This is a genomic window from Kosakonia sp. MUSA4 (assembly GCF_013085925.1).
Classification (GTDB): Bacteria; Pseudomonadota; Gammaproteobacteria; order Enterobacterales; family Enterobacteriaceae; genus Kosakonia; species Kosakonia sacchari_B.
Genome location: NZ_CP025697.1, coordinates 5,286,285 through 5,308,989, shown reverse-complemented (window position 1 = coordinate 5,308,989; position 22,705 = coordinate 5,286,285). Strand labels below are relative to the sequence as shown.

Sequence of the window (22,705 nt, the reverse complement as noted above, 5' to 3'; positions counted from 1 at the left end):
TTTATCGGGCATTTTTTTATCATCACGCTTCCCTTCGCGAAAAAGATGTGGCCAGCGCAAAGATGACCATAAAGAAGAGCACCGCCTCCGAACTCAGGAGGATGACGTCAGTCATTCCGTACAGTAGCAAAAGCAGCACTGTCACCAGCAGCAGCCCGTTATTATTGCGGATGGCGTAAGAAATCACCGAAATAAAGAAGAACAAGAGCAGCAGCAGCCCCGGGATACCCTGAAGCGAGTACTTCTCGATAAATTCATTGTGCAAATGAATCCTAATGTATTCAAGTGAGGCCGCAAGATGCGGATGCCCATCGTTGACGTAATTTTGCGACCAGATTTCACGGCTCTCGATGGACTGCCCTAATGGATGTGCAAGGCCGTTTTGTACGCCAATAATCCACATGGAGAAGCGAGCGCCGAGTGAAGTGCGATCCTGCCCTTGCTGGTATTTTTCAATTTCAACTTGCGTTTGGGCTACTTTCGGCGCAATTAACGGCTTATAACTTACGAGAAAAATACCCGCTACGATGCAGCAAAATACCACCATGGATTTAAGATGGAATTTACGGAAATGGTAAAGCGTCAACACAATGGCCAGTATTAAATACAGCCCCATAGCCGCTCGCGTACCGGTCAGCAGAATAATGAACCAGGAAAGCAAAATAGTGATGCCGGCCAGCACGTAGAGTTTTACACTTTGCTGCAAATAGAGGCTATAAACGAAGGCCAACGAAAGAACGGAATATACATAGGCAGCCACGGTCGCGCGATCAATCGCCATCATAACGCGATCCACTCTCTGTGAGGCTTGCCACAGCCCGTAAGCCGTTGCCAGCGTAAAACCCGTAGCGGTGGCGATGAGAAAATATTTCTGAAAGTTCTCTTTGGTTACGTAGTACTTAAATCGGTCAATATAGAAAACTAACAAGCTTGCCAGCATCAGCTTTTTGCTGGCGCCAAGGTAGTCGCTATATTTGTTAATGCCTTCCGTCTGGTACTCATAAATGAAATACCATGCCAGATTTAACACGCCGATAAGTAAAATTGGCAATGCGATACTAAAAGGACGAAGAGAAATTCGTTTAGATTCAAAAAGTAAGCCAATAATACTGGCGTATACGGCAATATAAAAGCATTGTCTCTGCATGCCTGAATTGACAAGGGCAAGTGCCACCGAGGCAAATGCTAAAACAAGTGTGAACTGATAAAGCCGTAGTCTTACTTTTTCCATAGTGCCTCAATGACCCTTTTTTTATAGCTGAAACGAACATCGCTGGACAGATAAAATGAAAGCGAATAAAGCTCGCTGACGCGCTGCCTGACTATGAGCAACTGTTTATCAGTAAGATATTTTTTATGATTACTGTAAATATCAAACCAGTGGCAATTAACCAGGTGCCGGAATTGACGTGGAAAGGTTTTTTCCATCTCTAACGTACACTCAATAAGCGGCGCAATTTTGCTGGCGCTCAGGGTGCTGGAGAGGCTGTCGTTACGTTTAATGTAATAATAATATCCCTGACGCTGATAAAATATTTTCTGAGCCTGCATCAACATCCCGGGAAAGACAGCAAAATCTTCATAACAAATCATTGAAGGAATGGGATTGCTGTTATAGAGCTCCCGGCGTATAAACTGCCCAATAAGATGTGCCTGAAAATCCTTATGAAGCAGAAAACGTCGCACAGCATCATGGGTTGATAACGGTATTGGATTAAAACCCTGCCATGTGGTGGAAATTTTGCTGGTATCGCGGATCTCAAGCAAACGCGTCAATAGCATATCTGGCTGCTGTGCTTTGAGGAAATCCACTGCATCACGCAGGCTATTTGGTTTTAACTGGTCATCACTATCGAGCATGGTGATGTATTCACCTGAGGCCAGAGAAACGGCACTATGACGAACCTGGCCAACATTGCGGTAGCTTACCTGACGGCTAATAACGTGCGGTAATTTATCCTTCCACGCATCAATAATGGTTTGCGTTGCATCTTCTGAACTGTCGTTAAAAATAATAACTTCGAGCTCTTGAGCACAGGTATCGATTGCTGCCAGCAGGCTTTCAAGGGTCGCGGTAAGTGTTTTTTCAGCGTTATGTGCTGCGATGATGATGCTAAGAAAAGCCATAGAATCAGTTACCTTGTGCGTCGCGAACATTTAGTAACGCGCTGGCTTTGGGTAATTCACGAATGAATTGTTCAATCTGATCAAGCGAGGTATCGGTAACGGCAAATAATTCCTCACGATCCTGCGGGAAATAGTATTGGGTTTCAAAAACATAAGAACAAATATTCTTGTCATCACCAATTAAAAGGGTCTTTCCTAAGGGGCGTTGTTCGTAATGGCAACACGGCCCGAACAGCATAACGACCGGAACATTAACCGCATCGGCGATATAAATATTCCCTGAATCCGAAGCGATATAGCAGTCCATTTTGGAAATAGCCCAGGGCAATTCTTCAAGTGAGACTTTACCTATCATATTAACGAAATGGGGGAAGTTGCCGTAGGCTGCGGTAATGTCATCCATCCACGACTGCTCATTCGGCGTTCCAAACACGTAAAACACGCAGGGTAACGTTGCCAGGCAATCAACAATCCGTTTCCAGATAACCGGCGGAACCGTTTTGGCTTTGTTACCTGCGGAAATGCTGATACCGATACGAATGACGCCGGGTTTATCGAGGATCTCCGGATAGACAGAAGGCCTGAAGAGCGGTTTAGTCGCGTGCTTGGGAGACATCTCCCATGAAAGTGAACGGTCTGCCAGCTGCAGATAATTGGTGACGGACAACGTCTTTTTTCCATGATCGACGATGCCATCTGCCGTTGCATAGAAGACTCCGTGATACCACTTGCGCGCGTAAGTACTGAGAAACTGCTTATTACTGGCATTACAAACAGCGGCAAAGAACAGGTTTGCGCTATTCGGTTGCAGCAGATAAACATTGTCGTAGCGGTTCATGATATGACAGGCGAAACTGAGTTTTTGCCACAGATTGCGTTTGCGCTGCTCAATAAAAAAAGCCGTTTCAATGGTCTCATCATGCTGTGCCAGCATGCTGACGCTTCTGCTCATCAATACGTCACTTTTCTGCAGGTACGCCAGTAAGGGTGTCACGTTAACAAAATCGCCGATTTTAGCCGTTTGAATGACCAGATTACGCCCGGTTTTCTTACGGAATAGCTTGCCGATGATTTTCACCGGCAGTAATAAAATCAGCAGAAAAATATAACTCATTGATTAGGCATCTCTGTCGCGCAGTAGCTGATGGTTCTGAAGAAACGTGAAAATCTCATCCGCTGTTATATCTCCCATCCGCCCGGTTGGGCTTACCACCTGATGCTGATTTTTACCGTATCCGCCAATTAGCCCCGGATCGGTAGGACCAAACAGCGTGATATTGGGGCGATCGAGCGCGGCCGTTAAATGGCTCAGCCCCGTATCGACGGAAACGACAGTCTGCGCGCCGGCAAGTTGTGCCGCAACCTGCGCCAGCGAAAGTTTAGGCAAAACTTCAACATGATCAAAACCCGCAGCCATGCGTTCCGCTCGTTGGCGTTCATGTTCCGCGCCCCATGGGAGTTTAATATGGATACCGGTTGGTTGCATTAATTCGAGCAGTTCACGCCAGCGGCTTTCCGGCCAGTGTTTATCATCGCGGGTAGTGGCGTGCAAAAAGATGGCGTACGGCGGATGTGCTGTATCGGCAACGGCAAAATGGCGCGCAATCGCATAATCGCCCTGGGTTTGCGGTTTTGCGTAACCGAGGCTTTTGGCAAACAGCTCGCGGATACGTTCCACCGCATGCTGCTGTTTTGCGATATGGTGGCGACGATTGTAAAACAAGCTTGCCAGCGGCTCGCGTGCGCTGCTCCAGTCCAGCCCGTGTTTCACTCCGTGCGCCAGCCGGGTGACCAGCGCGGCGCTTTTCACCAATCCCTGCGCATCAATGATGGCATCGTAACGTTCAGCCTGCACGGCTTCGCGGAAGGCTTTGCGCTCTGCCGCAATGGGCGCGGAAAACCAGGCTTTACGCCAGCGGCGGATTGCCACCGAAATGACGCGATCGACGGCGGAATGCCAGGAGGGGATCTGGGCAAATCCCTCTTCGACCACCCAGTCAAAGCGAACCCCAGGAATCGCCTGCATGGCATCAGTCAGCGCGGGCAAGGTATGCAGCACATCGCCCATCGAGGAGGTTTTCACGATCAATACCCGCATCGGTTATCCTTCCGCATCCAGCAGCAGTGCATTTAACTCTTCCAGTACGCGTTGCGGCGTAATATCGATCAGGCTCTGGTGATAGCCTTCGGCAGCATCGCCTTTACGCACTTTGTGATAGCCGGAAATCAAACGGATGACGCGCGCTTTATGCGACAGCGGCGGGGTAAAATCCGGGCTGCTTGGGCCATACAGCGCCACCAGCGGGCGGTTGAGCGCGGCGGTGACGTGCATCAGGCCGGAGTCGTTGGAGACGACAGCTTTGCAGGCGGCGATCAACACCACGGCTTGTTCCAGCTGGGTTTCCCCGGCCAGATTGCGGCACCAGGCTTGTTGCTCGATATTCAGCGCGGCGAGGATCTCATTGCCCGCTTCATGGTCTTTCGCGGAACCGAACAGCACCACCTGATAACCTTCGTCAATCAACTGCTTTGCCAGTTCCGCATAGTGATAGTGTGGCCAGCGTTTGGCCGGGCCGAACTCCGCGCCGGGGCAGAAGCCAATCATCGGGCGCTCTGCGGAGAGGGCAAACGCGGCACAGGCTTGTGATTTTTCCCCGTCATTGACCTGCAACTGCGGCCACAGTAGCGGCTGTGGCAAATCTTTCGCCGAGACCATGACGCCTTTGTCATAGGCCAGCGCGACGTAGCGTTCGACCATCAGTGGCCAGGCTTGCTTATCCAGTACCCGTGCATCGTTCAGCAGGCCATAACGCATCTCGCCACGCCAGCCGGTACGATGAGGGATTCTGGCAAAGAAGGGGACCAGCGCCGATTTAAAGGAGTTTGGCAGGACGTATGCCCGGTCATAGCGTTTTTCCCGCAGGCTATGACCCAGCTTGCGGCGCTCGCCAATTTCCAGCGTGCCGTGGCCCAATGGCATCGGAATCGCTTCGTTGACTTCCGGCATGCGTGATAAAAGAGGACGGCACCACGCGGGTGCCATCACATCGATTATCGCCTGGGGAAAGCGCGCTTTGAGCGTGCGATAGAGACTTTGCGACATCATCATGTCGCCCACCCATGACGGGCCAATGACCAAAATTTTCATACTTACGCGTCGCGGTTCAGCCAGGCCATATACTCGGTCACGCCTTCGGCGACGGTTTTAAACGGCTTGTCATAGCCCGCTTTGCGCAGGTTGGTAAGATCCGCTTGGGTAAACGCCTGGTAGCGGCCTTTCAGTTTTTCCGGGAACGGAACGTACTCAATGGTGCCTTTCTTGTGGAACGCCAGCGTTGCGTCGGCAACCGCCTGGAAAGATTCCGCGCGGCCAGTACCGAGGTTATAAATGCCGGAAACGCCGTTTTCCCAGAACCACAGATTCACCGCGGCCACATCGCCAACGTAGACGAAGTCGCGCTTAAAGTTATCGCTACCTTCGAACAGTTTCGGGCTTTCACCGTTGTTCAGTTGGGTATTGAGATGGAAAGCGACGCTCGCCATGCTGCCTTTGTGACCTTCACGCGGACCATAAACGTTGAAATAACGGAAGCCGACCACCGGTGAATTCGCTTCCGGCAGAATGCTGCGCACGTATTCGTCAAACAGCATTTTTGAGTAGCCGTAAACGTTCAGCGGTTTTTCATACTCGCGGGATTCAATGAAGTCGGAGGTACGACCGCCATATGTGGCTGCGGAAGAGGCGTACAGGAAGGGAATTTCGCGTTCCAGGCAGTAATGCAGCAGCTCTTTAGAGTACTGATAGTTGTTATCCATCATGTACTTGCCGTCCCACTCTGTGGTGGAGGAGCACGCACCTTCGTGGAACACCGCGTCAATGTCGCCGAACTCTTCCCCGGCCATAATCTGGATCAGGAAGTCTTCTTTATCCATGTAGTCGGCGATGTGCAGGTCAACCAGATTGACAAACTTGGTGCCGTCTTTCAGGTTGTCCACCACCAGAATATCAGTGATGCCTTTATCATTCAGGGCTTTAACAATGTTACTGCCGATAAAACCCGCGCCGCCGGTAACGATGATCATAACTGTACCTTTGAAAATGGAGCGTTGAGACAATCTCAGACACTAATATTCTTATCATACCATCACATTGTCGCCCCTTCAGCCATTCCCCCAGAGAAGGGCTTAGCGATGCGTGATTTATGCTACAAATTACATAATGGGTGATGCGTCATCTCGTATCACCGCATAGCTTTCGGTAAGATGTGCCGAAATTTGCCCAGTCTGGAGAATTGCGATGCGTGGGGATTTTTATCAACAGTTAACGAATGACCTGGAAACCGCCCGGGCGGAAGGGTTGTTTAAAGAAGAACGCATTATCACGTCGGCTCAACAGGCTGATATCACCGTGGCGAATGGTAGCCACGTCATTAACTTCTGCGCCAATAACTACCTCGGTCTGGCCAACCATCCCGAACTGATTGCCGCCGCGAAAGCGGGAATGGACAGCCATGGTTTCGGCATGGCGTCGGTACGCTTTATTTGCGGTACTCAGGACAGCCACAAAGTGCTGGAGCAGAAGCTGGCCGAGTTTCTCGGCATGGAAGATTCCATTCTCTACTCCTCTTGCTTCGACGCCAACGGCGGGCTGTTTGAAACGCTGCTCGGCGCGGAAGATGCCATCATTTCCGATGCGCTGAACCACGCGTCGATCATCGACGGCGTACGTTTGTGTAAAGCGAAGCGCTATCGCTATGCCAATAACGATATGCAGGAGCTGGAAGCGCGCCTGAAAGAGGCGCGTGAAGCGGGCGCTCGTCACGTGCTGATTGCCACAGACGGCGTGTTCTCGATGGACGGCGTGATCGCGAATCTGAAAGGCGTTTGCGATCTGGCGGATAAATATGACGCGCTGGTGATGGTGGACGACTCTCACGCGGTTGGTTTCGTTGGTGCGAACGGTCGCGGCACACACGAGTACTGCGATGTGATGGGACGCGTGGATATCATCACCGGTACGCTCGGCAAAGCGCTGGGCGGCGCATCCGGTGGTTACACTGCCGCACGCAAAGAGGTGGTGGAGTGGCTGCGTCAGCGTTCCCGCCCTTATCTGTTCTCCAACTCGCTGGCACCGGCGATTGTTGCCGCCTCCATTAAAGTGCTGGAGATGCTGGCATCCGGCGCGGAGTTGCGTGACCGTCTGTGGGCCAACGCTCGCTTATTCCGCGAAAAAATGACCGCCGCAGGCTTTACGCTGGCGGGCGCCGATCACGCCATTATCCCGGTGATGTTGGGCGATGCGGTGGTGGCGCAAAACTTTGCCCGCGAGCTGCAAAAAGAGGGCATTTACGTCACCGGTTTCTTCTACCCGGTGGTGCCAAAAGGTCAGGCGCGTATCCGCACGCAGATGTCTGCGGCGCACAGTACTGAGCAAATTGAACGTGCGGTAGCGGCGTTTATCCGCATTGGTAAACAACTGGGTGTGATTGCCTGAGGGCCTGACATGAAAGCGTTATCCAAACTGAAAGCGGAAGAAGGCCTCTGGATGACCGATGTACCGGAACCGGAAGTCGGCCATAACGATCTGCTGATTAAAATTCGTAAAACCGCGATTTGCGGCACCGACGTGCATATTTACAACTGGGATGACTGGTCGAAAAAAACCATTCCCGTGCCGATGGTGGTTGGCCACGAATATGTTGGCGAAGTGGTGGGGATCGGTCAGGAAGTGAAAGGCTTCAAGATTGGCGATCGCGTCTCCGGTGAAGGTCATATTACCTGCGGCCACTGCCGTAACTGCCGCGCCGGGCGTACGCACCTGTGCCGCAACACTATTGGCGTTGGCGTAAATCGTCCGGGTTGTTTTGCCGAGTACCTGGTGATCCCGGCGTTTAACGCGTTTAAAATTCCGGACAATATCTCTGACGATCTGGCCTCTATTTTTGATCCGTTTGGCAACGCAGTGCATACCGCGCTCTCTTTCGATCTGGTGGGGGAAGATGTACTGGTCTCCGGCGCCGGTCCGATTGGCATCATGGCGGCGGCCGTGGCGAAGCATGTCGGCGCCCGCCATGTGGTGATCACCGATGTGAACGAGTATCGCCTGGAACTGGCTCGTAAAATGGGCGTTACCCGCGCCGTGAACGTAGCCAAAGAGAGCCTGGCCGATGTGATGGCGGAACTGGGCATGACCGAAGGGTTCGATGTCGGCCTCGAAATGTCCGGCGCGCCACCGGCGTTCCGTACGATGCTCGATACCATGAACCACGGCGGGCGCATCGCAATGCTTGGTATTCCGCCTTCGGATATGTCGATCGACTGGAACAAGGTCATCTTCAAGGGATTGTTTATCAAAGGGATTTACGGTCGTGAAATGTTTGAAACCTGGTACAAGATGGCGGCGTTGATTCAGTCTGGTCTGGATCTCTCACCGATTATCACTCACCGTTTCGGCGTTGACGATTTCCAGCAGGGCTTTGATGCCATGCGCTCGGGTCAATCCGGCAAGGTGATTCTGAGCTGGGAATAAATAAAAAAGACGCCTGCGGGCTAATGCCGATCCTTAAACGATCGGCATTAGCCCGTGGCCCCTTTATTATTTCTGCAACTTCTCTTGATCGGTCAGATAGCGCACTTTACGCGTATAGTCCTGACCTTTGAAAAGCAATTTATTATCTGCCGAGTCGAGATATTTTTGCCATTCGGAGAGCGGAAAACCGCCATGGGCGCCAATAACCTCTTTGGGAATAACCGCTTCCTGACCGCCGATTTTTTTGGAAACCGGCCAGTTCATCCAGTCACCCAAATTAATCGTCCTGAGGTCCAGCAAATCCAGTAACGCTGCAAGCGGTAGCTGATCGGTTGGCGGCTGGCTATCGTCCATCAATTCCCAGGTATCCTGGAACAATGTCAGCCAAAGCGGGCAAATACGCCGCCAGGTTTTTTTTGTTGCCGCAAGAAACGCACCGTTAACGTGATCCACTAAATACGGGCGTACCGTCTCTTTATAGTAGGCTGGAACCTTTTCTGCGGGCGCGCCGTCCAGCTTGGCAATCATTTTCCCCTGCCGGAAGCTGGAATAAACATGCATATCTGTCATACGGATTTCAGGCATTTTGAGCAAATTCAGATCGGAATCGATCATCAAAATACCTTCTCCCCTGGCCTGCAAAGGTGCATTCAGCTTAATCAGGCGGCTCAGGTAAATTTGTTTGTAGCGATACTGCTCTTCACGTTTTGGCAGATCGAGCGTCACGATGCGCGTTTTAGCAGGTAACTGACCAAATGCGGATGCTGGCTGGTCGCTGACAATGACAATTTCCGTTATCTCTTGCGCATAACGTTCGGCAAAGGTTGCCGATAACAGCGCTTCTTCAATGTAATCCGCGCCTGTGCAGGGAATGACGACGGAATCTACCGCAACACGTTTCTCATTCGCAGAAAGCGTCGCGTAAGGAATATTGTGGCGGCCGGTAATATGGCGGTATCGGGAGTTGAGAAATTTAAACATGACGCTCTCGTTCTGAAGAAGGGGTTTCTAGCACGGCTTCAACGCCAGCCACGTAATGCTCAATGGCGTAATGACGGCATACGTTTTCGTAGGCTCTGGTGACCAGCTGCGAGCGTAGCGTTTCGCTTGCCCATACCTGCTCCAGATGTGATGAAAGCTGAGCGACATCACTCCACGGAAACAATAATCCTGTTACCTGATCTTCGATAAGCTCGGCCGTACCGGTCACGGCGGATCCAATAACGGGGATTTTTAACAGCATGGCTTCCAGCACAACGCGCGGTAGACCTTCGCTTTGCGATGCCAGAATAAAGGCATCAAAAGTAGATAGATAGTCAAAAGGCTGATTCTGAAAGCCGGTAAACACGACCCGCTCCGCAATTCCCAGTGATTTTGCCTGATTAAGCAGCGCACCGCGTTCCACACCTTCGCCAACAATGATCATCTTCCATTTAGCCTGCGGGTGACGCTGGCTAAATGCGCTTAATGCGCTGAGAGTATGATGGTTCGCTTTGCGCGGGATAAGCGAGCCGATACTGCCAAAAATAAACGTTTCATCATCCAGCCCCAACTGTTGGCGCATTGCGCGGCGGTCCGGCATTTTCTGGTGGATATCAATCGCGTTATTTACCGTCGTACAGAGTTCCGGCTTAACGCCATGCTGAAGCAAAACGCGTTCAACGCCGTGGGATACGGCAATGATCTGCGTGGCATAGCGGTTCACCAGGGCCACCAAAGGTTCATTCAGCACAGGCTCGATACGGCAGTGTTGAATCAGGCGCACCGGCAGCCTCGATGCCGCAAGGTAGCCTTCTTCGTTGGAACCTGGCTGGTTGTTCATGTACAGCGTATCGTAGCCGCCTTGTTTCAATAAGCTCTCAATACTGTGTACATTCGGCTGGATACGCCACAGCCGGTCGATATAACGGGTATAAGATTTACGCGCAGTTCTGGAAAAAAAGAGTAACCCGCGGCCCGTTTCTTTAGCGAGTTTTGCCCACCAGGGCTGCCTGCGTTGTGGGATGACAATAAGCGGAATGCCGATGCTGTGTAAAACCTGCTCGATAGTTTGTCCCAGGGCGCGGCTGTAATTAGTGTAAAAACAGCATGTGATGTCGAACTTCTGGCGATCAATACGCTTCAGAAGTTCAAGCATGCTGTTTGTACCACCACCCCACTCTTTACCCGTATCAAGCAGGAGAATCTTATGTCGTTGCGGCATTTCTTAACCTTTTGGCTTGCACAATAGTGATGCTTAAAACGAACAGGCACCGTGTGCTGAATCTCAGTTAACCAGCGAGCGAAATTAGTGTTTTTGACCCCAGCCGCGCCACTGGTTTTGCATATAGTGAACCAGCGAACTGTCGCTAATGCTTTCACCCACCACGCTAAAGAAGCGGCTGGCATAAACCGGCTGCGGTTTTTGCTTCGTTTTACACTGTTTAACGCCGCGGAACGGGTTACGCGGTGGCGGAGTGATGCTGCCTGGCGCTGTGGTATTTGGCGTAGAAGTATCGATCTGCGGTTCATTCAGCAGGCTGCTCGGGCGCACCAGCGTGATATCCGCAGGCAGGCTGGACAGCGCCTGTTGCAGGACGCGGACGGTTGCCGGATGCGGATGACCGATAGCAATAGCGGAACCGTTGCGGCGAGCCAACTCAACGGCGCGGTTAAACTGACGACGAATATCGCCTTCGTTTTGCGTATCGTCGAGAAACACTTTGCGCTTCAACACCTTCACGCCGGTTCCCGTCGCGGCGCGCATCGCCTGGCTGTTGCCGATGGTCATGCTGTCGAGAAAGTAGAGGTTATAGCGCTCCAGCGCCTGCATCACTTTCTGCATGCCGAACAGGCTCGACGTCATGGCGCTGCCCATGTGGTTATTCAGCCCCACGGCGTAGGGCACTTTGCTGACGGCATCGCTGATAATACGTTCAATTTCCGCGCTGCTCATTTCCGGACGCAGAGTGTCTTTTTCCAGCGGCTGTTTGCTGAGCGGCGCCATCGGCAGGTGAATCAGCACTTCATGGCCGCTGTTGTGGGCTTTGGTCGCCATTTCCCGCGCATGTGTGGCGTTGGGCAACACCGCAACGGAAACCGCCTGCGGCATCGCCAGCACCTGATTTTCAGTCTGAGGACGGTAACCAAAGTCGTCGATAACGATAGCCAGTTTTCCGGCGAGAACCGGCGCGGAGAAAACCAGCGCACCGGCGAGAGAAAGCACAAGATGACGAAACTGAAGCAAAACTTATCTTCCCAACCACGGCTGTGGATTGACCGCCTGACCCTGACGGCGAATTTCGAAATAGAGTGAAGGCCGGCCCTGACCGCCACTGCTGCCTACGAGGGCTATCGGTTGGCCTGCGCGCACCTGCGTGCCGACGCTGACCAGGGCGCTCTGGTTATAACCGTAGAGGCTCATATCGCCTTTACCGTGCTCAACCACCACCACCAGGCCGTAACCCTGTAGCCAATCGGCCAGGATCACGCGTCCATCGGCGATCGCTTTAACTTCGCTACCTTCAGACGCACCGATAACAATCCCTTTCCACCGTAGCTCACCCTGCAACTGTTCGCCATAACGATGCAGCAACGGACCGCGAACCGGCCAGATAGCCTGGCCCGAAGGCGAACCTAACCCGCCGGTACGGGACATCAGCGAACGTTCGCTTTCAGTAGGTTTGTAGGTGGTGCCTTTGCTGCTGGCTTCTTTCTGACGATCGCGCACGGCCTGCGCTTCACGCGCTTCGCGATCGGCACGCGCTTTGGCTGCCGCTTCCGCACGGGCTAAGCGATCACGCAAGCGGGATTCGTTGGCGCGCATCTCGCTGAGCTGCTGTTGCCCCTCCTGGATGGAGGATTCCAGCCCGGAAAGGGTTTTCTGCCGCTCATTACGGGCTTGTTCAAGCTTGGCCTGCTGCGCTTTTTGCTCGTAAAGCAGGGTTTGTTGCTGGCTCTGTTTCTCTTCCAGCTCGGTTTTCTGCGTCGCCACTTCTTCACGCGTTTGCTTCAACTGGGCGATCGTTTCCTGGCGCGCCTTGTTGAGATAGCCGAAGTAAGCTTGTAAACGCTGGCCGCGCTGGCTCTCTTCACCGCTTAAAAGGAGTTGAATGCCCGTGTGCGGCCCCTGGCGGAACGCGGCATCAAGTTGCGCAGCCAGGTTGCGTTCCTGCGCCGCGCGCTGGCGTTCCAGTTTGGCGATCGAGGCATTCATCTCATCGATTTGGCGGTTGAGTTGTGCAAGTGTGTTCTGGGTTTCCCGCAACAGGCGGGCGGCGGCGGAAATAGCCTGTTCCTGCGCTTTAAGCTGGGCAAGAAGGCCGGAGCGTTGCTGCTGTTGCTGGCGTACCGCGCGCTCTTTCTCGGCGATATCGGCCTGAATGGATTTGAGCTGGTCGCGGTCATCCGCATGGGCGGAAACGGCGCACAGCAATGCGCCAGCGCAGAGTGCGCTGGCGCAAAGAAGGGGCCGGAACCTGCCCCATGTAATTGAAAAAATCGCCTTTCCCCTCATGGGGAGCGATTATTCCACGATGAACAGCGGCTTACCAGTCATCTCTTGCGGGATTTCCATGCCCATCAGCGTCAGCATGGTCGGTGCAATATCGGAAAGTTTTCCGCCTGCAACAGCCTTCACTGACTTATCGCCAACATAGATCAGCGGCACCGGCAGGTTGGTGTGTGCGGTATGCGCCTGGCCGGTAGCCGGGTCGCGCATCTGCTCTGCGTTACCGTGATCGGCGGTGATCAGCAATTGGCCGCCCACAGATTCGACTGCTTTGGTCACTTCTGCCACGCAGTGATCCAGCGCTTCGACCGCAGCAACTGCCGCATCGAATACGCCGGTATGACCGACCATATCGCCGTTCGGGTAGTTACAGATGATGGTGTCGTATTTGCCGCTGGCGATTGCCGCAACCAGTTTTTCGGTCAGCTCGGCGGAGCTCATTTCCGGCTGCAAATCGTAAGTCGCCACTTTTGGCGAGTTGATCAGAATACGCTCTTCGCCCGGGAACGGCTCTTCAACGCCGCCGTTAAAGAAGAAGGTTACATGCGCATATTTTTCTGTTTCAGAGATGCGCAACTGCGTTTTATTGTGCTTCGCCATCCACTCGCCAAGCGTGTTAGCGAGAGAGGCTGGTGGATACGCCACGGCGGTTTTGATGTCTGCGGCATATTCCGTCAGCATCACGAAATCCACGTTAACCACTTTCTTACGCGCGAAGCCGTCGAAATGCGCATTGACGAAAGCGCGGGTAATTTCACGCGCGCGGTCAGCACGGAAGTTCATGAAAATCAGCGCATCGCCATCCTGCATCGCGGCATCAGCCTGACCCGCAGCATGGATCACGGTCGCTTTGACGAATTCATCGTTTTCACCGCGGGCGTAAGCCGCTTGCAGGCCAGCTACAGCGCTGTCGACAGTAAACTCGCCTTTTGCTTGCGTCATCAGATCATATGCCTGCTCTACGCGATCCCAGCGATTGTCGCGATCCATGGCGTAGTAACGGCCGATGATTGAAGCGACGCGGCCTTTGCCCAGCGCGGCAAACTTGTCTTCGAATTTTTTCAGTGAAGATTCCGCGCTGCGCGGCGGCGTATCGCGACCGTCGAGGAACGCATGCAGGTAGATTTTGTCAGCGCCGCGCTCTGCGGCCAGTTCTACCATCGCCATAATATGGTCTTCGTGGCTGTGCACGCCGCCTGCGGAAAGCAGACCCATGATGTGCACGGCTTTACCGGCGGCCACGGCTTTATCCACCGCGCCGCTCAGCACCGGGTTGCTGAAGAAGGTACGTTCTTTAATTTCAACGTCCAGACGGGTCAGATCCTGATAAACGATGCGACCGGCGCCGAGGTTGACGTGGCCGACTTCGGAGTTCCCCATCTGGCGATCCGGCAGACCGACTTCAAGGCCCGACGCATCAATCAGGGTGTGCGGACGTTTTGCCCACAGCTGGTCCATTACCGGGGTCTTTGCGTTGAAAATAGCGTTATCCTGCTGGTCTTCGCGGTAGCCGTAGCCATCCAGAATCACCAGTACCATAGGTTTTTTAGAAACCGACATTGCGACACCCTCTTGCTCAGAAGACAAAAAAATTTTGCGTAATTTTACTACAGCTGAATCGATAAAATAGCCGCAGAAGATCAAAGAAAGCGGCTGCCTGGCGGGCTGATTTACGGGGGTTTCTTTCTTTTTTTCGTAACACGCCGCAGAAAATGCATTCCATCGTGCTCGCTGGCTGTATTTGCCACACTGCGCAGGTATACTCCTTTCCTGGTTTTTTAATCACTAGTCGGGAGCTGTTACCCCAGATGCAAGAAATTATGCAATTTATTAGCCGCAACCCCATACTGTGTATCGCCTGGATTGCGTTATTCGGGGCTGTATTATTCACTACTTTCAAAGGCCTGGCGTCGAAAGTAAAAGTGATTTCTCGCGGCGAAGCCACACGCCTGATCAACAAAGAAGAGGCTGTCGTTGTGGATTTGCGTCAGCGTGATGATTTCCGAAAAGGGCACATTGCAGGCTCAGTTAATTTGCTGCCAAACGAGATCAAAGCCAATAATGTAGGTGAGCTTGAGAAACACAAAAGCGCGCCAATTATCGTTGTTGACGGTAGTGGCATGCAGGCGCAGGCACCGGCAAATGAGCTGGTGAAAGCGGGCTTCGAGAAAGTCTTTGTGCTGAAAGATGGCATCTCTGGCTGGATCGGTGAGAATCTGCCACTGGTTCGCGGTAAATAATTGCTCCGGCGAGCTGCGGCTCGCAGGGGAGATCAGGAGACTAAAGTCATGGCCAATATTGAGATCTACACGAAAGCAACCTGCCCGTTTTGCCACCGTGCAAAAGCGCTGCTGAGCAGCAAAGGCGTCGCTTTTGCTGAGTTGCCGATCGATGGCGACATGGTAAAACGTGAAGAGATGATTCAACGTAGTGGCCGTACAACGGTTCCGCAGATTTTTATTGATGCACAGCACATTGGCGGCTGTGACGATTTATATGCGCTGGATGCGCGTGGCGGGCTGGATCCGCTTTTACGTTAATGCTTTTAAAGCACTACAACACTTAAGGGTTATTCACTCATGTCTGAACAAAACAACACCGAAATGACTTTCCAGATTCAGCGTATTTATACGAAAGATATCTCTTTCGAAGCGCCGAATGCACCGCACGTCTTCCAGAAAGAGTGGCAGCCGGAAGTGAAACTGGATCTCGACACGGCTTCCACGCAGCTGGCTGAAGGCGTTTATGAAGTCGTATTGCGCGTTACTGTAACGGCTTCTCTTGGTGAAGAAACCGGCTTCCTGTGCGAAGTGCAGCAGGGCGGTATCTTCTCTATCGAGGGTATCGAAGGAACGCAGATGGCGCATTGCCTGGGTGCATACTGCCCGAACATTCTGTTCCCGTATGCCCGCGAATGCATCACCAGTCTGGTATCCCGCGGTACATTCCCGCAACTGAACCTTGCGCCGGTTAACTTTGATGCGCTGTTCATGAACTACCTGCAACAGCAGACTGGCGAAGGTGCTGAACAACATCAGGATGCCTGATGAACGCACTTAATGCTGCAATGACTGTGATCGGTGCCGGCTCTTACGGCACCGCTCTTGCCATCACACTGGCAAGAAATGGCCACCAGGTTGTGCTGTGGGGTCATGACCCGAAACATATTGCGACCCTGCAACACGATCGTTGCAATGCCGCATTTCTTCCCGATGTGCCTTTTCCTGATTCGCTGCAATTAGAAAGCGACCTTGCGCGTGCGCTGGCCGCCAGCCGCAATATTCTGGTGGTCGTGCCCAGCCATGTTTTCGGCGATGTGCTGTCACAAATAAAGCCGCTGATGCGCGATGATGCACGTATTGTGTGGGCGACGAAAGGTCTGGAAGCGGAAACCGGACGACTGCTACAGGACGTGGCGCGTGAAGTTTTAGGTTCGGCGATCCCGCTGGCGGTGATCTCCGGTCCGACATTTGCCAAAGAACTGGCGGCAGGTTTGCCGACGGCTATCTCTCTGGCTTCTACCGATCCGCAATTTTCTGAAGATCTTCAGCAGCTTCTCCACTGCGGCAAAAGCTTCCGTGTTTACAGCAACCCGGATTTCATCGGCGTGCAGCTCGGCGGCGCGGTGAAAAACGTGATTGCGATCGGCGCGGGAATGTCTGATGGCATTGGTTTTGGCGCGAATGCCCGTACGGCGCTGATCACTCGCGGTCTGACGGAAATGTCGCGTCTTGGCGCGGCGCTGGGGGCCGATCCGTCCACCTTTATGGGCATGGCGGGTTTAGGCGATCTGGTGCTGACCTGTACCGACAATCAGTCGCGTAACCGCCGCTTCGGCATGATGCTTGGCCAGGGAATGGATGTACAAGGCGCACAGGACAAAATTGGCCAGGTGGTGGAAGGTTATCGCAATACCAAAGAAGTTCGCGCGCTGGCGCACCGGTTTGGCGTTGAAATGCCAATAACCGAGGAAATTTATCAGGTATTGTATTGCGGAAAGAATGCGCGCGAGGCAGCATTGACGCTATTGGGTCGTGCTCGCAAAGACGAACGCAGCAATCACTAAATACACTTCTTCTTGTTGCCTCTTTGTTGGCTGAGTCTGTGCCCCCGGCTGCTTGTATAAGCGCCAGGGTGCACGGGCTTGCTGCTTCGACGCATCCTGAATACTTTTGTTTATTGAAACGCAGATATTCCTGGAGTAAGCAATGTCGTGTGAAGAACTGGATCTGGTCTGGAATAATATCAAAGCCGAAGCCCGGGCGCTGGCGGAGTGTGAGCCGATGCTGGCCAGTTTTTATCATGCAACGCTACTCAAGCACGAGAATCTGGGCAGCGCCCTGAGTTATATGCTGGCGAACAAACTGGCGTCGCCGATTATGCCGGCGATTGCCATCCGCGAAGTGGTGGAAGAAGCCTATGCTGCCGACCCGGAAATGATCGCTTCCGCCGCCTGCGATATTCAGGCCGTGCGCACGCGTGACCCGGCGGTGGATAAATACTCCACGCCGCTGCTCTATCTGAAAGGTTTTCACGCCTTACAGGCCTATCGCATTGGTCACTGGCTGTGGTCACAGGGCCGCCAGGCGCTGGCAATTTTCCTGCAAAATCAGGTATCGGTGAGCTTCCAGGTGGATATCCACCCGGCGGCGAAAATCGGCCGCGGTATTATGCTCGATCACGCCACCGGCATTGTGGTTGGTGAAACCGCCGTCATTGAAGACGACGTCTCGATTCTCCAGTCGGTCACCCTCGGCGGTACCGGGAAAACCAGCGGCGATCGCCATCCGAAGATCCGTGAAGGGGTGATGATTGGTGCCGGAGCGAAAATCCTCGGTAATATTGAAGTCGGGCGCGGCGCGAAAATCGGTGCCGGTTCGGTGGTGCTACAACCCGTACCGCCGCACACCACTGCGGCCGGTGTCCCGGCGCGCATCGTGGGCAAACCCGAAAGCGATAAACCGTCGATGGATATGGATCAGCATTTTAATGGGATTAACCAGGGGTTTGAGTACGGCGACGGCATCTGAAAGATGCCGGATGGCGGCGACGCCTTATCCGGCCTACGGGCACGTTCCGGTTTTTCCGCGCTGTCCGTGTTCAATCTGCCTTCGCCAATAACGCCAGAAAAAACGAATGTATAAGTAACGGTAGCCACGTTTATACGTAGGTCGAATAAGACATCCCCGCTACCCGACAATCCGTTAACTACGCAGCACCGCGCCGGGATAGCCCAACTGGCGCCAGGCTTCATACACCACCACGGACACAGCATTTGACAGGTTCATGCTGCGGCTGTCCGGCATCATCGGAATACGGATTTTTTGCTGTGGCGGCAGCGCATCAAGGATTGTTGCGGGCAGGCCGCGCGTTTCCGGGCCAAACATCAGATAATCCCCGTCCTGAAAACTGACCGCGCTGTGTGCAGGGGTACCTTTAGTGGTGAGCGCAAACAGGCGCTGCGGCTGCTGAGCTTCGACAAACGCAGCGTAATTCGCGTGGCGCTTCACGGCAGCGAACTCATGATAATCCAGCCCTGCGCGGCGCAGGCGTTTATCGTCCCAGGTAAAACCCATCGGTTCGATAATGTGCAGGCTGAAACCGGTATTGGCGCACAGGCGAATAATATTCCCGGTATTGGGCGGGATTTCAGGTTCAAATAATACGATGTTTAACATACTGCCCCCTTAATAGCGGGGGCAGGATAGCACTCTCTAAGCCGCATCGCCATGCGTCAGCGGCGCCAGCGCGGCGGGTAGCTGTTGGAGCGTTTGCACCAGCGATTCTTTGCTGATTTCGCGAATCGATTTCGCGCCGGTCAGCGTCATTGCCACTTTCATCTCTTTCTCGATCAGATCCAGCAAGTTTGCCACGCCCTTGCGGCCATGCGTTGCCAGCGCATAAAGATACGCGCGGCCCAGCAGCACGGAATCAGCACCGAGCGCAATCATACGCACTACATCAAGACCGTTGCGAATACCGCTGTCAGCCAGAATGGTGATATCGCCTTTTACCGCATCGGCAATGGCCGGTAATGCGCGGGCGGAAGAGAGCACACCGTCGAGCTGACGGCCACCGTGGTTGGAAACCACAATGCCATCAGCGCCGAAACGCACCGCATCGCGGGCATCTTCCGGATCGAGGATCCCTTTGATCACCATCGGGCCGTCCCAGAATTCGCGGATCCACTCCAGGTCTTTCCAGGAAATGGAGGGATCGAAGTTCTTCGCCAGCCAGCCAATATAGTCTTCCAGCCCGGTCGGTTTACCGAGATAGGCGGAAATATTGCCCAAATCATGCGGACGGCCATTTACCCCCACATCCCACGCCCATTGCGGATGCAAAACCGATTGCACATAGCGGCGTAGGGCGGCATTGGGGCCGCTCATTCCGGAGTGGGCATCGCGGTAGCGCGCGCCGGGCGTCGGCATATCCACGGTGAAGACCAGCGTCGAGCAGCCTGCGGCTTTTGCCCGCTCCAGCGCGTTACGCATAAAACCGCGATCGCGCAGCACATAAAGCTGGAACCACATCGGGCGTTTAATGGTAGGTGCCACTTCTTCAATCGGGCACACCGAAACGGTGGAGAGCGTAAATGGAATGCCTTTCGCATCGGCAGCGCCTGCGGCCTGCACTTCGCCACGACGGGCATACATACCGCACAGCCCGACCGGCCCCAGCGCCACCGGCATACTGAGTTTCTCATTGAACAGTGTGGTGTCGAGGCTGAGCGTGGACATATCCTTCAACACCCGCTGGCGCAGCGCCACCTGTGACAAATCTTCCACGTTGCGGCGCAGGGTATATTCGGCATACGCGCCACCGTCGATATAGTGAAACAGGAATGGTGGCAAAATGCGTTTTGCCGCTGCGCGATAGTCGCTGGCTGCGGAAATAATCATGCTTTTTTCTCCCTTGAATGCGAATGCTGCTCGTCGGGCAGGCGGGTGATGCGCGCCTGGCGGGCCTGATCTTCATCAAATTGTCGAATAGTGGTATGCACAAAACCGAGGTGCGCCATCATCGCCTGACGTGCGCCATCAGCATCGCCCGCGAAAATGGCGTCCATCACCGCGCGGTGCTGTTCGGTCAGACGGGCAAAAACGGGCGGCACGAGATACATGCGCTGGCGGCTCTGCTTGACTGAGGATTGCAGCAGGTCGAAGAAGCCGCGCATCGTTTGCAGCAGCACCACATTATGCGAGGCTTCGGCAATGGCGAGATGGAAACGCACATCCGCCTGCGACGCGAGATCCGGGTCATCCGACTGCGAGGCGTCAAAACACAGGGCAATCTTCTCTTTATCCGCTTCGGTGGCGCGCATGGCGGCATGCCAGGCGGTACTGGCTTCAATGGCGTGACGGGCTTCGAGGATATCAAAGCTGTAATCGGGGTCGTCGTTGAGCAGCGTTTTCAGCGGCTGAACAATATTCTGTTCTGACCAGGCATCGTGCTGCCAGCGCACAAAAGTACCGCCGCCGCGACGGCTCAGCAGCACGCCTTCGCTGACCAGCTTTGCAAGGGCTTCACGCAACGAATTGCGCGAAACCCCAAGCTGTACGGCCAGTTGGCGTTCGGCGGGCAGTTTCATGCCCGCTTCCAGTTGTTGTTCAGCAATCAGCGCCCGAACGCGGTCTGCAACCTCGTCAGCCAGGCGTCGGGGTAAAACCGTCATGGGATCATCCAGGTCAGTACATAAGCCTGAAGTGTGGTGATCACACCCACCATGCAGGTGAAAATCAGGCTGTGTTTAACGGTAAAGCGGAACAGGTCCGACTCTTTACCAACCAGTCCGACTGCCGCACAGGCAATGGCGATCGACTGCGGCGAGATCATTTTGCCGGTGACGCCGCCGGTGGTGTTGGCCGCCACCATCAGCACATCCGAGACGCCGATCTGCTGAGCGGCGGTCGCTTGCAGCGCGGCAAACAGCGCATTCGATGACGTGTCGGAACCGGTGAGAAATACCCCCAGCCAGCCGAGGAACGGCGAGAAGAAGGTGAAGGCGCTGCCGGTATGTGCCAGCGCGAGCGCCAGCGTTGACGACAGCCCGGAATAGTTCGAGATAAAGGCGAAGGCCAGCACCATACCGATCGAGTAAATCGGCAGCGCCAGATCTTTCAGCGTACTGACGAAGGTACTGACCGCCTCTTTTGGTTTCATGCGCAGCCAGACAATCGACAGGATCGCCGCAAACAAAATGGCTGTGCCAGTAGCGGAGAACCAGTCGAATTTATACACCGCGGCATACGGCGTAGCGGCACTGACAACTGGCGGCATGCGGGCAACCAGCTTGTCGAGATGCGGTACAGAAATATTGAATACCCAGTCATACAGTGCGCCGCCTGGCGCAAACAGCGCTTTGAACGGCGGTACGCTCCACAGCGTGACGGTTGCCGTCAGGAACAGGAACGGCGACCAGGCGCGCAGAACCTGCCCGGCACTGTAATGCGTGCGTTTTAAATCGAGATCAACCTGCGCCGCGCCCATATCGCCAAAGCGGAAGATACGCACCGGCCGCCAGCGTTTCAGGAACAGCGTCAGGCACACCAGCGAAACCAGCGACGAAATGATATCCGGCAGTTCCGGGCCGATAAAGTTGGAGCTCAGATATTGGGCAACAGCAAACGAACCGCCCGCCACCAGCACCGCAGGCCAGGTCTCTTTCACGCCGCGCCAGCCATCCATAATCGCCATGATCCAGAACAGCACGATAATGGTCAGGAACGGCAACTGGCGGCCTACCATCTGGCCAATCTCAAAGCTCTCCAGCCCGGTGACCTGGCCTGCGACCAGAATCGGAATACCCATTGCGCCAAACGCCACGGGCGCGGTATTCACAATCAGGCATAAACCGGCGGCATACAGCGGATTAAAGCCCAGCCCGACCAGCAATGCGGCGGTGATTGCCACCGGCGCGCCGAACCCGGCCGCCCCTTCGAGAAACGCGCCAAACGAGAAGCCAACAATCAACATTTGCAGGCGCTGGTCGGGCGTAATCGAGAGGATTGATGAGCGGATAATGTCGAACTGCCCGGTTTTCACCGAGATTTTGTAGACAAATACCGCCGCCACGATGATCCATGCAATCGGCCACAGACCATAGAAGAAGCCGTAGACCACGGCAGCAAGGGCGTGATCTACGGGCATATGGTAAAACAGCAGCGCCACCGCAAGAGCGATGGCGACCGTCCAGCTCGCGGCCACATAGCCTTTGAGCTTGAGTTTTATCAGCGCAAAAAAGAAAAACAGGATCGGTAGCGATGCGATCAGACTCGATAGCCAGAGGTTCCCGGCCGGGTCGTAATTCTGTTGCCAGAGGCTCATGCAGGTGTCTCCCGAGAACCACAACAAAGCCGGTACGCGGTAAGTCTGTGCTTAACGCTGCGTCACACGTTTTGTAAAAGTGGTCCTGCCAATGCGATGGTGTAGGGTTGGTGATAACGGATGGTTATCCAAATGTTGCATTTGAGCAATGGGTATGTGACGGGATTTAATGGAACTGTGAAGCAGGGAGAGAATCAAAGTGGAATTGGTAGGGCCAATTCAGGTCGCCCCCG

The 22,705-nt window shown here is 54.0% G+C and carries 22 protein-coding genes; 7 read left to right on the top strand and 15 right to left on the bottom strand.

Going from position 1 to position 22,705, the window contains the following annotated elements; genetic code table 11:
* Positions 1-22: 22 nt before the first annotated feature.
* Genes C0557_RS25200 through rfaD form a run of 6 tightly spaced genes read right to left on the bottom strand, consistent with a single transcriptional unit; the run spans position 23 to position 6,210 of the window.
* Positions 23-1,231, bottom strand: coding sequence for an O-antigen ligase (locus C0557_RS25200; protein ID WP_208662156.1), 1,209 nt, complete (start codon positions 1,229-1,231; stop codon positions 23-25).
* Positions 1,219-2,127 (bottom strand): glycosyltransferase family 2 protein, encoded by a 909-nt coding sequence (locus tag C0557_RS25195; protein WP_074776268.1) that lies wholly within the window; start codon positions 2,125-2,127, stop codon positions 1,219-1,221. The genes C0557_RS25200 and C0557_RS25195 overlap by 13 nt, the downstream gene beginning before the upstream one ends.
* 4 nt (positions 2,128-2,131) lie before the next feature.
* Positions 2,132-3,241, bottom strand: a complete 1,110-nt coding sequence (locus tag C0557_RS25190) for a glycosyltransferase family 9 protein (protein WP_074776267.1) — start codon at positions 3,239-3,241, stop codon at positions 2,132-2,134.
* 3 nt (positions 3,242-3,244) lie between these two features.
* The gene (rfaC, locus tag C0557_RS25185) at positions 3,245-4,225 is read right to left on the bottom strand and encodes a lipopolysaccharide heptosyltransferase RfaC (RefSeq protein WP_208662154.1); all 981 of its coding nucleotides are present in this window, start codon (positions 4,223-4,225) and stop codon (positions 3,245-3,247) included.
* A 3-nt stretch (positions 4,226-4,228) separates the two neighbouring features.
* Positions 4,229-5,275 (bottom strand): ADP-heptose--LPS heptosyltransferase RfaF, encoded by a 1,047-nt coding sequence (gene rfaF, locus C0557_RS25180; RefSeq protein ID WP_208662152.1) that lies wholly within the window; start codon positions 5,273-5,275, stop codon positions 4,229-4,231.
* A gap of 2 nt (positions 5,276-5,277) precedes the next feature.
* On the bottom strand, positions 5,278-6,210 hold the full coding sequence (gene rfaD / locus C0557_RS25175) for an ADP-glyceromanno-heptose 6-epimerase (RefSeq protein WP_074776264.1): 933 nt from the start codon (positions 6,208-6,210) through the stop codon (positions 5,278-5,280).
* Between the two features lie 214 nt (positions 6,211-6,424).
* Here rfaD and kbl point away from each other — a divergent pair, with 214 nt between their 5' ends.
* On the top strand, positions 6,425-7,621 hold the full coding sequence (kbl, locus tag C0557_RS25170) for a glycine C-acetyltransferase (RefSeq protein WP_035886783.1): 1,197 nt from the start codon (positions 6,425-6,427) through the stop codon (positions 7,619-7,621).
* A 9-nt stretch (positions 7,622-7,630) separates the two neighbouring features.
* Positions 7,631-8,656 (top strand): L-threonine 3-dehydrogenase, encoded by a 1,026-nt coding sequence (gene tdh, locus C0557_RS25165; protein WP_007369509.1) that lies wholly within the window; start codon positions 7,631-7,633, stop codon positions 8,654-8,656.
* 66 nt (positions 8,657-8,722) lie between these two features.
* Here the strand turns inward: tdh and C0557_RS25160 are convergent, their stop codons facing one another.
* The 5 genes from C0557_RS25160 to gpmM all read right to left on the bottom strand — a co-directional run bounded on the left by C0557_RS25160 (position 8,723) and on the right by gpmM (position 14,705).
* Positions 8,723-9,637 (bottom strand): hypothetical protein, encoded by a 915-nt coding sequence (locus tag C0557_RS25160; RefSeq protein ID WP_208662150.1) that lies wholly within the window; start codon positions 9,635-9,637, stop codon positions 8,723-8,725.
* Positions 9,630-10,859: a glycosyltransferase gene (locus C0557_RS25155; protein ID WP_208662148.1), complete on the bottom strand. Its 1,230-nt coding sequence runs from the start codon at positions 10,857-10,859 to the stop codon at positions 9,630-9,632. The genes C0557_RS25160 and C0557_RS25155 overlap by 8 nt, the downstream gene beginning before the upstream one ends.
* A gap of 84 nt (positions 10,860-10,943) precedes the next feature.
* Complete coding sequence (locus C0557_RS25150; RefSeq protein ID WP_208662146.1) at positions 10,944-11,882, bottom strand: divergent polysaccharide deacetylase family protein; 939 nt, start codon at positions 11,880-11,882, stop codon at positions 10,944-10,946.
* 3 nt (positions 11,883-11,885) lie between these two features.
* Positions 11,886-13,151, bottom strand: a complete 1,266-nt coding sequence (gene envC, locus C0557_RS25145) for a murein hydrolase activator EnvC (protein WP_208662144.1) — start codon at positions 13,149-13,151, stop codon at positions 11,886-11,888.
* A gap of 9 nt (positions 13,152-13,160) precedes the next feature.
* The gene (gene gpmM, locus C0557_RS25140) at positions 13,161-14,705 is read right to left on the bottom strand and encodes a 2,3-bisphosphoglycerate-independent phosphoglycerate mutase (RefSeq protein ID WP_208662142.1); all 1,545 of its coding nucleotides are present in this window, start codon (positions 14,703-14,705) and stop codon (positions 13,161-13,163) included.
* A 248-nt stretch (positions 14,706-14,953) separates the two neighbouring features.
* Here gpmM and C0557_RS25135 point away from each other — a divergent pair, with 248 nt between their 5' ends.
* The 5 genes from C0557_RS25135 (at position 14,954) to cysE (ending at position 18,175) form a co-directional block, all read left to right on the top strand.
* A complete protein-coding gene (locus C0557_RS25135; RefSeq protein WP_007369516.1) occupies positions 14,954-15,385 on the top strand; it encodes a rhodanese-like domain-containing protein in 432 nt (143 codons plus the stop codon).
* Positions 15,386-15,433: 48 nt separating this feature from the next.
* On the top strand, positions 15,434-15,685 hold the full coding sequence (gene grxC / locus C0557_RS25130) for a glutaredoxin 3 (protein ID WP_007369517.1): 252 nt from the start codon (positions 15,434-15,436) through the stop codon (positions 15,683-15,685).
* Positions 15,686-15,724: 39 nt separating this feature from the next.
* The gene (gene secB / locus C0557_RS25125) at positions 15,725-16,192 is read left to right on the top strand and encodes a protein-export chaperone SecB (protein WP_074776258.1); all 468 of its coding nucleotides are present in this window, start codon (positions 15,725-15,727) and stop codon (positions 16,190-16,192) included.
* Positions 16,192-17,211: an NAD(P)H-dependent glycerol-3-phosphate dehydrogenase gene (gene gpsA / locus C0557_RS25120; RefSeq protein WP_074776256.1), complete on the top strand. Its 1,020-nt coding sequence runs from the start codon at positions 16,192-16,194 to the stop codon at positions 17,209-17,211. The genes secB and gpsA overlap by 1 nt, the downstream gene beginning before the upstream one ends.
* A gap of 142 nt (positions 17,212-17,353) precedes the next feature.
* Entirely contained in the window at positions 17,354-18,175 is an 822-nt protein-coding gene (gene cysE, locus C0557_RS25115) for a serine O-acetyltransferase (protein ID WP_074776254.1), read from the top strand.
* A gap of 174 nt (positions 18,176-18,349) precedes the next feature.
* On the opposite strand, the gene trmL is transcribed toward cysE, so the two are convergent.
* Genes trmL through lldP form a run of 4 tightly spaced genes read right to left on the bottom strand, consistent with a single transcriptional unit; the run spans position 18,350 to position 22,472 of the window.
* Positions 18,350-18,823, bottom strand: a complete 474-nt coding sequence (trmL, locus tag C0557_RS25110) for a tRNA (uridine(34)/cytosine(34)/5-carboxymethylaminomethyluridine(34)-2'-O)-methyltransferase TrmL (protein WP_074776252.1) — start codon at positions 18,821-18,823, stop codon at positions 18,350-18,352.
* A 36-nt stretch (positions 18,824-18,859) separates the two neighbouring features.
* The gene (gene lldD / locus C0557_RS25105; RefSeq protein WP_064562788.1) at positions 18,860-20,047 is read right to left on the bottom strand and encodes an FMN-dependent L-lactate dehydrogenase LldD; all 1,188 of its coding nucleotides are present in this window, start codon (positions 20,045-20,047) and stop codon (positions 18,860-18,862) included.
* Positions 20,044-20,820: a transcriptional regulator LldR gene (lldR, locus tag C0557_RS25100; RefSeq protein ID WP_208662140.1), complete on the bottom strand. Its 777-nt coding sequence runs from the start codon at positions 20,818-20,820 to the stop codon at positions 20,044-20,046. The genes lldD and lldR overlap by 4 nt, the downstream gene beginning before the upstream one ends.
* Positions 20,817-22,472, bottom strand: a complete 1,656-nt coding sequence (lldP, locus tag C0557_RS25095) for an L-lactate permease (protein WP_074776248.1) — start codon at positions 22,470-22,472, stop codon at positions 20,817-20,819. Before lldP ends, lldR begins: the two co-directional genes overlap by 4 nt.
* Positions 22,473-22,705 lie beyond the last annotated feature (233 nt).

Coding starts and splice junctions, on each gene's coding strand:
- C0557_RS25135 (WP_007369516.1), top strand. CDS start 14,954: ATGCAAGAAATTATGCAATTTATTAGCCGCAACCCCATACTGTGTATC.
- kbl (WP_035886783.1), top strand. CDS start 6,425: ATGCGTGGGGATTTTTATCAACAGTTAACGAATGACCTGGAAACCGCC.
- tdh (WP_007369509.1), top strand. CDS start 7,631: ATGAAAGCGTTATCCAAACTGAAAGCGGAAGAAGGCCTCTGGATGACC.
- gpsA (WP_074776256.1), top strand. CDS start 16,192: ATGAACGCACTTAATGCTGCAATGACTGTGATCGGTGCCGGCTCTTAC.
- C0557_RS25195 (WP_074776268.1), bottom strand. CDS start 2,127: ATGGCTTTTCTTAGCATCATCATCGCAGCACATAACGCTGAAAAAACA.
- rfaF (WP_208662152.1), bottom strand. CDS start 5,275: ATGAAAATTTTGGTCATTGGCCCGTCATGGGTGGGCGACATGATGATG.
- C0557_RS25200 (WP_208662156.1), bottom strand. CDS start 1,231: ATGGAAAAAGTAAGACTACGGCTTTATCAGTTCACACTTGTTTTAGCA.
- C0557_RS25160 (WP_208662150.1), bottom strand. CDS start 9,637: ATGTTTAAATTTCTCAACTCCCGATACCGCCATATTACCGGCCGCCAC.
- rfaD (WP_074776264.1), bottom strand. CDS start 6,210: ATGATCATCGTTACCGGCGGCGCGGGTTTTATCGGCAGTAACATTGTT.
- envC (WP_208662144.1), bottom strand. CDS start 13,151: ATGAGGGGAAAGGCGATTTTTTCAATTACATGGGGCAGGTTCCGGCCC.
- lldR (WP_208662140.1), bottom strand. CDS start 20,820: ATGACGGTTTTACCCCGACGCCTGGCTGACGAGGTTGCAGACCGCGTT.
- C0557_RS25155 (WP_208662148.1), bottom strand. CDS start 10,859: ATGCCGCAACGACATAAGATTCTCCTGCTTGATACGGGTAAAGAGTGG.
- gpmM (WP_208662142.1), bottom strand. CDS start 14,705: ATGTCGGTTTCTAAAAAACCTATGGTACTGGTGATTCTGGATGGCTAC.
- rfaC (WP_208662154.1), bottom strand. CDS start 4,225: ATGCGGGTATTGATCGTGAAAACCTCCTCGATGGGCGATGTGCTGCAT.
- C0557_RS25190 (WP_074776267.1), bottom strand. CDS start 3,241: ATGAGTTATATTTTTCTGCTGATTTTATTACTGCCGGTGAAAATCATC.
- trmL (WP_074776252.1), bottom strand. CDS start 18,823: ATGTTAAACATCGTATTATTTGAACCTGAAATCCCGCCCAATACCGGG.
- grxC (WP_007369517.1), top strand. CDS start 15,434: ATGGCCAATATTGAGATCTACACGAAAGCAACCTGCCCGTTTTGCCAC.
- lldP (WP_074776248.1), bottom strand. CDS start 22,472: ATGAGCCTCTGGCAACAGAATTACGACCCGGCCGGGAACCTCTGGCTA.
- cysE (WP_074776254.1), top strand. CDS start 17,354: ATGTCGTGTGAAGAACTGGATCTGGTCTGGAATAATATCAAAGCCGAA.
- secB (WP_074776258.1), top strand. CDS start 15,725: ATGTCTGAACAAAACAACACCGAAATGACTTTCCAGATTCAGCGTATT.
- lldD (WP_064562788.1), bottom strand. CDS start 20,047: ATGATTATTTCCGCAGCCAGCGACTATCGCGCAGCGGCAAAACGCATT.